This window comes from Blastococcus sp. CT_GayMR20 (assembly GCF_004570345.1).
Genome location: NZ_SPQM01000001.1, coordinates 1 through 11,179, shown reverse-complemented (window position 1 = coordinate 11,179; position 11,179 = coordinate 1). Strand labels below are relative to the sequence as shown.

9 protein-coding genes are annotated in these 11,179 nt (G+C 75.5%); 5 read left to right on the top strand and 4 right to left on the bottom strand.

The features are described 5' to 3' along the window. Nucleotides 1-22: 22 nt before the first annotated feature. Nucleotides 23-796, top strand: a complete 774-nt coding sequence (locus tag E4P40_RS00045) for a hemerythrin domain-containing protein (RefSeq protein WP_135156502.1) — start codon at nucleotides 23-25, stop codon at nucleotides 794-796. Between the two features lie 247 nt (nucleotides 797-1,043). Then, nucleotides 1,044-1,715: an alpha/beta hydrolase gene (locus E4P40_RS00040; protein ID WP_135156500.1), complete on the top strand. Its 672-nt coding sequence runs from the start codon at nucleotides 1,044-1,046 to the stop codon at nucleotides 1,713-1,715. On the opposite strand, the gene E4P40_RS00035 is transcribed toward E4P40_RS00040, so the two are convergent. Next, complete coding sequence (locus E4P40_RS00035; protein WP_135156498.1) at nucleotides 1,697-1,999, bottom strand: DUF6191 domain-containing protein; 303 nt, start codon at nucleotides 1,997-1,999, stop codon at nucleotides 1,697-1,699. The two genes, E4P40_RS00040 and E4P40_RS00035, sit on opposite strands and share 19 nt — an antisense overlap. A 42-nt stretch (nucleotides 2,000-2,041) precedes the next feature. Here E4P40_RS00035 and E4P40_RS00030 point away from each other — a divergent pair, with 42 nt between their 5' ends. Then, nucleotides 2,042-4,351, top strand: a complete 2,310-nt coding sequence (locus tag E4P40_RS00030; protein ID WP_245160069.1) for a helicase — start codon at nucleotides 2,042-2,044, stop codon at nucleotides 4,349-4,351. A 54-nt stretch (nucleotides 4,352-4,405) separates the two neighbouring features. On the opposite strand, the gene E4P40_RS00025 is transcribed toward E4P40_RS00030, so the two are convergent. Next, nucleotides 4,406-5,095 carry a hypothetical protein gene (locus E4P40_RS00025; protein ID WP_135156496.1) on the bottom strand — a complete coding sequence of 230 codons (690 nt, stop codon included), beginning with the start codon at nucleotides 5,093-5,095 and terminating at the stop codon, nucleotides 4,406-4,408. Nucleotides 5,096-5,285: 190 nt separating this feature from the next. Between E4P40_RS00025 and E4P40_RS00020 the strand changes: the two genes are divergently transcribed. Then, nucleotides 5,286-7,319 (top strand): sensor histidine kinase, encoded by a 2,034-nt coding sequence (locus tag E4P40_RS00020; protein WP_135156494.1) that lies wholly within the window; start codon nucleotides 5,286-5,288, stop codon nucleotides 7,317-7,319. Continuing rightward, nucleotides 7,316-7,978 carry a response regulator transcription factor gene (locus E4P40_RS00015; RefSeq protein WP_245160068.1) on the top strand — a complete coding sequence of 221 codons (663 nt, stop codon included), beginning with the start codon at nucleotides 7,316-7,318 and terminating at the stop codon, nucleotides 7,976-7,978. The genes E4P40_RS00020 and E4P40_RS00015 overlap by 4 nt, the downstream gene beginning before the upstream one ends. A 58-nt stretch (nucleotides 7,979-8,036) precedes the next feature. On the opposite strand, the gene E4P40_RS00010 is transcribed toward E4P40_RS00015, so the two are convergent. Both E4P40_RS00010 and E4P40_RS00005 read right to left on the bottom strand, forming a co-directional pair. Next, a complete protein-coding gene (locus E4P40_RS00010; RefSeq protein ID WP_135156493.1) occupies nucleotides 8,037-9,269 on the bottom strand; it encodes a cytochrome P450 in 1,233 nt (410 codons plus the stop codon). Between the two features lie 41 nt (nucleotides 9,270-9,310). Next, nucleotides 9,311-10,930, bottom strand: coding sequence for an SIR2 family protein (locus E4P40_RS00005; RefSeq protein WP_135156491.1), 1,620 nt, complete (start codon nucleotides 10,928-10,930; stop codon nucleotides 9,311-9,313). Nucleotides 10,931-11,179 lie beyond the last annotated feature (249 nt).

Here is an 11,179-nt window from a genome sequence, read left to right as displayed (position 1 = left end):
GACCGTCGAACGAGGTGTCCGCATGACCGCTGCCGCGGTCCGACCGACCACGTCGATCCCCGCTCCCCGCACCGCCGGGGACGACTCCGTGCCGCCGAGCGCTGGCCACCGCCGCCGGGATCCCGCCGCCTGCCGCGCCGTGGCCTACCAGCGCGTGCTGCACCAGCTGGTGCGCCGCGAACTGCGGCTGCTCGCCGACCTCGCGACCTGGGCGCCGGCGGACGAGGCCGAGCGGACCGTCACGCTGACCCGGCACTCCGAGCTGATCAGCCGGGTCCTGCTGCACCACCACTCCGTCGAGCGGGAGGCCGTCTGGCCGGCGCTGCTGCGCGCAGTCCCGGCCGACGAGGCCGCCGGGGCCCGGCAGCTGCTCGACGCGTGGACGGCGAGCTGCGCGCGGATCGACCACATGCTGCGGGACGTCGCGACCGCCGCCCGCCAGTGGCAGGTCGTCGGCTCGTGCCACGCCCGCGACGCCTTCGCGATGGCCTGCCGTGCGGTGGCCGACGCGGTCGACGAGCAGACCGCCGAGGAGGAGCGCACGCTCCTGCCGATGCTCGCGGAGCACTTCCGCGCGGAGGACTGGACGGCCATCGCGCACTCGTCGCACTGCCGGCTCACCGCGCGCGAGCAGCTGCTGGTGCTGGGGTTGGCGCTGGAGGACTCCTCCGCCGGGGACCGTGCCCGGCTGCTCGAGGGGCTGCCCCGCTCGGCCCGGATGGCCTGGCGGGTGAACGGCGGCCGGTACTACCGCTCGGCAGTCGTGAGGCTGCGCGGCGCGCCGCCGGCCGCCTGAGCCGGCCTCAGTAGCGGGACGTCCCGCAGTCCTTGCACCGCTTGCGGACGGCGGCGGTCTCGCCCTGGCAGTTGTCGCAGACCCATGTGGTCCGCTCCTTGGTGCTCGTGCTCATGTCGCTCTCCCCTCGTCCCGGGCTCACCGAGAACGGTAGGAGCCGCATGTATCCGCGAGGTGTCCCCGGAGTTGCGCTTGCCCGTCGACGAATGAGCGATGACTTCCCGGCGTCCGGGTGGTTCCATCCCCTGTGACGACATTCGTGCTCATCCCCGGCGCCGGCGGGCAGGCCTGGTACTGGCACCGCCTGGTGGCGGAGCTGGAGCGCCGCGGCCACACGGCGGTGGCGGTCGACCTCCCCTCGCACGACGAGTCCGCCGGCCTGGCCGCCTACACCGACACCGTGGTGGCGGCGGTCGACGGCCGGGCGCCGGTGGTCGTGGTGGCGCAGTCGATGGGCGGCCTCATCGCGCCGCTGCTCTGCGCCCGCGTCCCCGTCGAGCGCCTGGTGCTGGTCAACCCGATGATCCCGCGGGCAGGTGAGACCGGCGGCGAGTGGTGGACGGTCACCGGACACGCCCGCGCGATCGCCGAACACGCCGAGCGCGACGGCCTGAGCGGGGACCCCGGGGACCAGGAGACGTACTTCTTCCACGACGTCCCCGCCGAGGTGGTGGCCGCCGCGTTCGAGCAGCCGTTCGCGCAGTCGGGGCGCCCCTTCGAGGACCCGTGGCCGCTGGAGCGCTGGCCCGACGTCCCGACCTCCGTGGTCAGCGGCCGCGACGACCGGTTCTTCCCGGCCGGCTTCGTGCGGCGGCTGGCCGCCGAGCGCCTGGGCCGCACCGTCGACGAGATCCCGGGCGGGCACCTCGTGGCCCTGAGCCGACCCGTCGAGCTGGCCGACTACCTGACGTCGAGGTAGGCCACACCGCCGTCGAGGTCGATCCGGCCGTACGGCGGGGCACCGTCGTCGACGTCGTCGCGGGTCATCTCCCGCACCCGCCGCTGCTCCAGGTCGACCGCCTTGCCGGGGAACAGCGCGGCGGAGAAGACGTCCATCCCCCCGGCCGACAGCGCGTGCCGCTCCCGCCGGTGCAGGGGACTCCGGCGACCGTGTCGCGACCAGGCATGCTCGGCGACGGCCAGGACGACGAGGAGAATGGCCAGACCCGGCAGGACCATCGCGAACAGGACGCCTGCGGCCATGCCCCACGGTAGCGGTGCACCGAGCAACGGAGAGAGATCAGTTTGTCTTCAGCACGACCCGCTCCGCGCGACGACGACGACGAGCTGGCGGCGGAGCAGGGGTACGTGACGGGACTGCACCGCCGCCTGGACGACGTCCGCGCGCGGGCCGCCGCCCGGCTCGCCGAGGCGCTCGGGACCAGGGCGCACAACCCGCAGTCGGTCGGCGAGCGGGAGGCCGCGGTCCAGCTCTACAGCGAGCGGCTGGTCGCTCTCGACGCCGCGGAGAGCGGCCTGTGCTTCGGCCGGCTGGACCGCCGGGACGCCGACGTGCCGCGGTACGTGGGCCGGATCGGGCTGCCCGCCGACGACGGCGTCGAGGAACCGCTGCTGATCGACTGGCGGGCACCGGCGGCGCAGCCGTTCTACACCGCCACCCCGCTGCACGACCTCGGCGTCCGCCGCCGCCGGCACATCCGCACCCGCGGCCGGACCGTCGTCTCGATCACCGACGAGACCCTCGACCTCGACGACCCGGACGTCACCGACCGGTCGGGGCTGGCCGGCGAGTCCGTCCTGCTCGCCGCCCTGAACGCGAACCGCACCGGGCGGATGACCGACATCGTCCGCACCATCCAGGCCGAGCAGGACCGCATCATCCGCGCCGACGCCCGGGGTGCCCTCGTCGTGCAGGGCGGGCCGGGCACCGGCAAGACCGCCGTGGCGCTGCACCGGGCGGCGTACCTGCTCTACACGCACCGGGAACGGCTGGCCCGCAGCGGCCTGCTCATCGTCGGCCCGTCGCCGGCCTTCCTGCGCTACATCGCCGACGTGCTGCCCTCGCTCGGCGAGACCGGCGTGGTGCTCTCGGACGTGGGCGGACTGCGGCCGGGGCTGCAGGCCGCCGGCGTCGAGCGCCCGGAGGTGGTCGAGGTCAAGGGGCGGATCGCGATGGCCGACGTGATCGCCGCCGCCGTCCGCCGCCGCCAGGCCGTCCTCGACGCACCGGTGGAGCTGGAGCTCGACGGCACCGTGCTGCGGTTCACGAAGGCCGACGCCGCCCGGATCCGCTCCCGCGCCCGCTCGGCCTCGCGGGTGCACAACGAGGCCCGCCCCGCGGCAGCCCGCGCGGTGATCGAACTCGTCGCCCGCAAGTACGCCGACAAGCTGGGCGAGAACGTGCTCGGCGGCGCGAACCTGCTCGAGCGGTCCGACGTCGCGGCCCTGCGCCGGGAGGTGGCCGCCGAGACCGTGGTGCACCGCCTCGTCGACCGGTTGTGGCCGCGGCTGACCGCCGAGCGGCTGGTCCGCGACCTCTTCGCCTCGGCCGAGGAACTGGCTGCGGTCACCCCGGGCTGGAGCGACGCCGACCGCGACCTGCTCCTGCGGGCGCCATCGGCACCGTGGACGCCGGCCGACGTTCCGCTGCTCGAGGAGGCCGACGAGCTGCTCGGGGAGGACGACTCCGCGCAGCGGTCGGCGGCCCGGCGGGAGCAGCAGCAGCGCCGCCGGCACGCGCAGGAGACCCTCGACCTGCTGCACGGCTCCCGGTCCACCGACAGCGAGACCGAGGAGGAGGCCGAGGAGCTGAGCGTCGGCGACCTGCTCGACGCCGAGGGTCTCGCCGAGCGGCAGGAGGTCAGCGACTTCCGGACGACGGCCGAGCGCGCGGCCGGCGATCGCACGTGGACCTACGGGCACGTGATCGTCGACGAGGCGCAGGAGCTGTCCGCCATGGCCTGGCGGCTGCTGGTGCGCCGCTGCCCGACCCGGTCGATGACGGTGGTGGGCGACGTCGCCCAGACCGGTTCACCGGCCGGTGCCACCAGCTGGTCGGCGATGCTCGATCCGCACCTCGGCCCGAGTTGGCGGCTGGAGGAGCTCACCGTCAACTACCGCACGCCGGCCGAGATCATGGACGTCGCCGCCGCGGTCCTGGCCGCGGGCGGCTCGTCGGCGTCCGCCGGCCGCTCGGTGCGCACGACCGGCATCCGGCCCTGGGCGCTGGGGGTGACCGACGAGACGCTGGCCGACGCCGTCGCCGACGCTGCCGCCGCCCTCGACGCCGAGGACGGCACGCTCGCCGTGCTGGTCCCCCGGTCGCGGCTCGACGCGGTGGCCGCCGCCGTCCGGGCACGGATCCCCGCCACGTCGGAGGACCTGACCTCCGGACCGGTCGTCCTGCCGCCGGAGGGCGCCAAGGGCCTGGAGTTCGACTCGGTGCTGGTGGTCGACCCGGCCGGGATCGTGGCCGGCGGCGTCCGCGGCCACAACGACCTCTACGTCGCCCTCACCCGGGCGACCCAGCGGCTCGGCGTGGTCCATCCGGGCGAACTCCTGCCGGAGCTCACCGGGCTCGAGGCCCGCGCATGACAGGAGGGCCCGGCAGCGAGTTCGCTGCCGGACCCTCCCGGTGCTGCGTAGGGATCACAGGCGCGCCCAGATCTCGTCGCGCATCTTGTAGACGATGACGCCGGCCCACGCCATGCCGATCGCGACCAGGCCGCTGCCGAGCGAGGGCAGCCACGCGTCACCGGAGAAGAAGGTGAACACCAGCCAGCCGACGACGCTGAGCACCAGCGGGAACACCGGGATGGCCCGGGCCCTCCAGGCGACGTACATCGCGAGGTTGATGCCCAGGGCCATGCCGATCACCGACGGGGCCGCGACGAGGCCGCCCTGGCCGTAGCTGCCGGCCAGGTCGAAGATGCGCAGCGCCTCGTCGGCGGGCAGCGCGTTGGCCAGGGCCACGTCGTAGAAGTCGACGACGACGATGCCGGACAGGCCCATGCCGAGGCCGCTGAGCACCGTTGCGACGATCGACGTCCTCGGGTTCCGCCGGCGCGCCAGGCGGATCAGCGTGAACGCCGCCGGCACCAGGAGCAGGTAGCCGAAGTGCAGGACGACGGCGGCCCACAGGATGTTCGTCCGGTGGTCCACGCCGGTCTGCAGGTACTGGGCGACCGTCTGGTTCTCGTAGGGGATCATCAGCAGGCTCGCGAAGACGAGCGTCCCCGAGGCCATCAGGGAGAGGGCGCCGCCGACCCGGCGGAAGCGGGTGTCGGGCGTGAGCTCGGTCTCCGGTGCGGCGGCCGGCAGCTCGGTCGAGGTGGTCATCGTTCGGTCCTTCCAGGGTGTCTGTCGTCCGGGATTCCCAGGGGGTCTGGCTCCGGGGAAGAGATTCGCCCGCCCCGCGTCCCCGATCCCAGGGACGGCCGTCCCGATCTCCCGGGCGCCCCGTCCGGGGCGGCGCTCTTTCGCTGCAGGGCTCTCCCGGATCCGGGCAGAGGCAGGCAGGATGTCGGCCGTGCCGGGTGCGACCGACCGCCGCTCCCCCGCGCCCGGCGTGCCTCGCTGGGTGCCGGGGATCCTCGCCGCGCTCGGCGTCGGCTGCACGCTGGTCGCGATCGCCGTGGGCGCCCTGGCCGAACGTGGGCGACCGGTCGACGCCGGTGACGCCACCCTCGGCCTGCTTTATCCGCTGGTGGCCGCCCTCGTGCTCGGCCGGCAGCCCGGCAATCGCGTCGGCTGGCTGCTCATGGTCAGCGTCGTCACGGGGCCCTACCTGCTGGCGAGCGAGTACGTGGCGCTCGCCGGCACCACCGCCGGCCCAGGCGCCTCGTTCGCCGCGTGGCTGGCCGCGTGGGGCTTCGTCCCGTACTACGTGATCGTCGCGCTCGTCCCGCTGTACTTCCCCGACGGCACGCTGCCCTCGCCGCGGTGGCGCCGGATCGCCCGGGTGCTCGGCACCGTGGTCGTCGTCGGCACCCTCGCCGCGATGTTCCGGAGCGGCCCGCTGGACTACGCGCCCGCGTTCGAGAACCCCCTGGCCGTCGGGCTGTGGATCAACCTCGTGCTGCTCCTGTGCTCCTTCACCGCCTTCCTGGTCGGCGGCGGGGTCGGGGTCGCCGCCCAGCTGGTGCGGATGCGGCGGGCCGAGGGCACCGAACGGGCCCGCCTGCAGTGGCTCCTGCTCGGCGAGTCCGTCCTCTTCGTCTGCGCGATCGCCTCCGTCGTGCTCGACCTGCCGGTGATCTCCAGCACGCTGTTCGCCGTCGGGTTCGCCGCGCTTCCCCTGGCGGTCGCCGTCGCGGTCCTGCGGCACGGCCTGTTCGACGTCGGCCAGGTCATCAGCCGGGCGGTGGTGTTCAGCGTCCTGTCCGGCATCCTGCTGATCGCCTACGCCGTCGTCGTGGGCCTGCTCGGCGAACTGACCGCCGGGCAGCGCCGCATCGCCGTCGCGCTGACGGCGCTGGCCGCGATCGGCGCCGCGGCGGGCTGGGAACGGGCGCAGCGGGCGGTCGACCGGCTGCTCTACGGCGAGCGGCGCGACCCGTTCGCGGTCGCCACCCGGCTCGGCTCGACCCTGGACTCGGCCGCGGCTCCCAGCGAGGCGCTCCAGGCCCTGGCCGACGAGGTCGCCCGGGTGCTCCGGCTGCCCGCGGTGGCGATCGAGCCGGCCGACCCGCGGCTGCCCTCGGTCGCCTGCGCCACCGACGCCCGGCTCACCGGCGACGTCGACACCTGGCCGCTGACCTCCCTGGGCCAGGACGTCGGGCGGTTCGCCGTCACTCACCGCCATCCCGGCGAGCGCTGGCGACGGTCCGAGCGGGACGCCCTGGACGACGCCGCCCGCCGCGCCGCCGCGCTGGCCTGGGCGGCCGGGCTGGTCGCCGACCTGCAGGCCAGCCGGGAGCGGATCGTCGCCGGGCGGGAGGAGGAGCGCCGCCGGCTGCGGCACGACCTGCACGACGGCGTCGGCCCGGAGCTCGCGGGCATGGCGCTGCAGCTGGAACGCCTCACCGGCCGGCTGTCCGGCGAGCCGGAGATGGCGGCCTTCGCCGGCCGGCTGCGCGACCAGATGCGCCGGACCGTCGCCGCCGTCCGCCGGGCCGTGGACGACCTGCGGCCGCCGGCCCTCGACGAGCTCGGGCTGGTCGACGCGCTGCGCGAGCACGTCGCCGCCTACCGGCTGCCGGTGACGACGGGCGGTCCCGGCGGGACGGCGGACCCCGCCCGCGTCAGCGTGTCGGCCGAGGCGCTCCCGACGCTGCGGGCCGCGGTCGAGGTCGCGGCCTACCGGATCGCCACCGAGGCGGTCGCCAACGCCGTCCGCCACGCCGGGGCGGCGACCTGCACGGTCGCCCTCGGGCTCTCCGGCGACGATCTGCTCGTGGAGATCTCCGACGACGGCCGCGGCGTGCCGGCCGACGCCGTCCCCGGGGTGGGGTCGACGAGCATGCGGGAGCGGGCGGCCGAGCTCGGCGGCAGCCTCGACGTGACGACGGCGTCCGGCGCCGGCACGACGGTCCGCGCCCGGCTGCCCCTGGCGGCCCGGTGACCGCGCCGATCCGGGTGGTCGTCGTCGACGACCACCCGGTCTACCGCGACGGTGTCGCCGACGCCCTCGGGGACGCCGACGACATCGACGTGGTGGGCACGGCCGCGGACGGCGAGACGGGGGTCGCGGTCGTCGCTGACCTGCGGCCCGACGTCGTCCTCATGGACCTGCGGATGCCGGGCGGCGGCGGAGTCCCCGCGACCGCCACGATCGCCGCCACCCAGCCGGAGACCGCGGTCGTCGTCCTGACCATGAGCGACGACGACGACTCGGTGTTCGCCGCGCTGCGCGCCGGCGCCCGCGGCTACCTGCTCAAGGAGAGCGAGGGCGCCGACATCGCCCGGGCGGTGCGCGCCGCCGCGCGCTCCGAGGCGGTGTTCGGCCCGCGGATCGCCGACCGGGTGCTCGCCTTCTTCGCGTCCTCCCGTGGCCGGTCGAGCGCCGTGCCGTTCCCCGAGTTGACCGACCGCGAGCGCGAGGTGCTGGACCTGGTCGCGCACGGGCTGCCGAACGCCGCGATCGCCACCCGCCTGTTCCTCTCGGAGAAGACGGTGCGCAACCGGGTGTCCGACGTCCTCACCAAGCTGCACGCGGCCAGCCGCGCGGAAGCGGTGGCACTGGCCCGGGACGCGGGCCTCGGCCCGTCACCCGGCGCCTGACCACCTCGCCCTCCGGACGCTCGTGCTCTGCCCGCACCGGCGGAGCAGAGCACAACTGTCAGGAGGAGGTGCCCCACACCTTCAGGCGGACGCCGCCGGCCGGCCTGGCAGGGATCCGGTGCAGCGCGATCGTGAGGTCCTGCTCCGGGACGTCGTACTCCAGGCGGGACAGCCGGACGGCGAGCGCGGACAGCAGCGAGACCGTGATCTGCTCGCCCGGGCAGCGGTGCCCGGTCCGCGGGTCTCCCCCGCCCTGCGGCACCAGGTCGAATGCCCCGATCTCCCGGCCGAGGAAGCGATCCGGGCGGAAGGCGTACGGGTCACCCCAGAGTTCGGGGTCGTGGTTCTGGCCGTAGAGGTCGAGCAGCACCATCGAGTTCTCCGGGATCCGCTCGCCGTCCCACTCGACCTCCCGTGGGGCGCGGCCGCCGATGAACGGCGCGAACGGGTAGAAGCGGCGCACCTCGTGGGCGAACGCCTCGGCGTACGCCAGATCGCCGTCGGCCAGCCGCTTCCGGTTCTCCGGCCAGCGGATCAGCGCGTGCCCCGTGAAGGCCACGAACCAGCTGACGGCCGTGGTCGGCCGGACGACGTTGAGCAGCTCGACCGCGGCCACCCGCGGCTCCAGCAGCTCGCCCCCGGCGTCGCGGTGCCGCGCGACGACGTCGACCGCCGACCCTTCCTCGACCGTCGCCGTGCCGGCGCGCACCTCCTCGACCGATCGGGCCAGCCACTTCTCGCGGCGGCCGCGCGCCCGCCGGGCGCGGAAGTGACGGGGCCCGCCGGTGGCGAACCCGTCGACCATCGCCTGCAGGTCGCGCGCGAGAGCGGGCACCTCGTCGTCGCTCACGGGCACGCCCGCCCAGCGGGTCACCGCGCCGGCGAGAACCTGGGCGGACTCCTCGAGCAGGACGATCTCCGGCCGTCGGGCCCACTCCACGACGGCGTCGTCCCACGCCGTCGTCGCGCGCTGCACCAGGGACGCGATCCCGTCCTCGCGCATCAGCAGCGCGACGAACATGGCCTTGCGCACCCGGTGCGCGTCGCCGTCGAGCGTGTGCACCGCACCCTTGCCGAAGAGCGTGCCCTGCACGGGCTCGGGGATGGCGTGCGCCCGCTGCACGTGGTCCTCGTCGTAGAGGAACCGGGCGGCGTCGGGCCCCTCGATCGCGGTCACCGGCAGTCCGCCGAGGCGGGCGGTCACGGTGCGCCGGCCCAGCGCCCGCCGCCTGTCGGGCAGCCAGCCGTAGCCCTTGGCGAGCAGCTGCAGGCCGTTCTCCGGTCGCGCCATGCCCGCTGCGTGCCCCGGACGACCACCGGGCAACCTCCGGCTCAGCCGGGCCGCTGCTCCTGCACGCGGTCGTCCCGGCCCCGCGTGCCGCCGTCGGCGGGCGGTCCCTCCCCCGGTGCCGTCGAGCCGCCGTGCCCCAGCCGCCGGAGCAGGGCGGCGACCTCCGCGGCGGCCCACGAGCCGGCGTCCTCCGGCAGCGATCCCGCCACCCGGGCCAGCGCCGCCGACAGCGCCCGCTCCTCCTCGCTCAGCAGCCCCCGGTACGCCGGGTCGAGCAGGTAGCCGGTCGGTGGTGTCGACAGGCAGCCGATCAGGTCGAGCAGCACCTCCAGCCGGCGCGCCGCCTCGGCCGGGGACGTGTCGGACGAGCCCATCGCCACGGTCTCGACGTCCCGCTCCCAGAGCCGGGCGCGCGCGGCGTCCTCGCGGAGGGACAGCACCGTGCCGTTGCGACGTCCGGACGCCGAGCCCTGCATCCGCAGTGCGCTGCGCACCTGGTGCGCGATCCGGATCAGGTCGTCGTCGAGCATCGACGTGCCGACGAACAGGACGTGCCGGGTGAGCAGCAGCGAGTGCAGCACGCCGGCCAGTGCCGCACGGGTGTCGCCGAACTGCAGGTACTCCTCGCGCGTGAGCACGACGCTGTCCGGATGGGCGGCGTCGCCGTGCAGCTTCAAAAGCCACGGAGCTCCGGGCGCCGCATCCTCGAACGGCAGCACGCGGACCTCGCGTCCGATGTCGGTGGCCGCCAGCTCGACGAGGGGGTCGTAGTTGGTGGTCACGAACTCCTGCACGGGCAGGTCGGCGATCAGCGCATGCGCCAGCGCGTAGGAACCAGGGCCGAACCGCTCCTTGACGAACGCCTCGAGCCGCTCGCGTCCGAGCTCCCGGGCCAGCAGCGCGGCGGAGTCCTGCGGGGGCAGCCGCGACAGCCCCTCGCGCAGCTCGTCGTCCAGCCCTGACCGCTCCGCCAGCTCCCCGAGCAGCTGCTCCCAGGTGGGCAGGCCGGCGGCCGCGCTCACCCCGGCGCCGATGAACACCGCGAGCTGCCCGCGCCGCGCCTTCTCCCCCAGCTCCTCGGCGACCTCGAACAGGTGCGGGGGCAGGTCCCACCCGCCGTCCTCACCGCGCCGCACCCGCTGTGCGGCAGCCAGGTCGCTGGGCCCGCGCAGCACCAGCGCCACGTCGAACCCGTGCTCACCGGCCGCCTCCCGCAGGACCGGCAGCAGCCGCTGCAGCAGGGCTCCCCGCTCGCCGGCCGCACCACCCCACCCGGTGCCCAGCGCCGGCAGGCCGACCAGCCGCCGGGCCCGCCCGTGCGCGGGCGTGCTGACCTCCCGCTCCGCGACCGCCGCCAGCGCCTGCCGGGCGCCGTCCAGCAGCCAGCCGAGGCCGTCCTCGCCCTGGCGGTCCGCGTCGTCCACGGTGTCGACCAGCCAGATCCGCCGGTCGCCGTCCCCGGGCACCGCCAGGACGCGACCCGTCCCCGACCACTCCAGCTCCACGCAGGCGCCGTCCTCGTGCTGCTCGCGCACGAGGTCCGCCGGCAGCAGGGGGCACCAGCCCGGGGCGACGCGCAGCGTGCGGTCGGTCGGCACCAGGACGTCGTCGCACGCGAGCCGGGTGAGGTCCCCGCCGACCACGAAGACGTGTCCGCTCACACTGTCCCCTTCGCTACCGCGGGGGCTCCGCTCCTCGCTCGCTGGCGCTCGCTGCGATGCTCACGCCCCTGTCCGCTCACATCCCGCCCCGTACCCAGGAGCGGGCCGGAACCGATCCGGGATCAGGCTCCGCAGCCGCCGGCCCCGCAGGCGCACCCGGCACAGGCCGCCGGACGGGCCGGCGCGGGAGCCGGGGTCGGCTGGGTCGCGACGGACCGGAGCCCGGCGGCGGCGACCAGGAGCGGCACA

Coding starts and splice junctions, on each gene's coding strand:
- E4P40_RS00045 (WP_135156502.1), top strand. CDS start 23: ATGACCGCTGCCGCGGTCCGACCGACCACGTCGATCCCCGCTCCCCGC.
- E4P40_RS00035 (WP_135156498.1), bottom strand. CDS start 1,999: ATGGCCGCAGGCGTCCTGTTCGCGATGGTCCTGCCGGGTCTGGCCATT.
- E4P40_RS00025 (WP_135156496.1), bottom strand. CDS start 5,095: ATGACCACCTCGACCGAGCTGCCGGCCGCCGCACCGGAGACCGAGCTC.
- E4P40_RS00010 (WP_135156493.1), bottom strand. CDS start 9,269: ATGGCGCGACCGGAGAACGGCCTGCAGCTGCTCGCCAAGGGCTACGGC.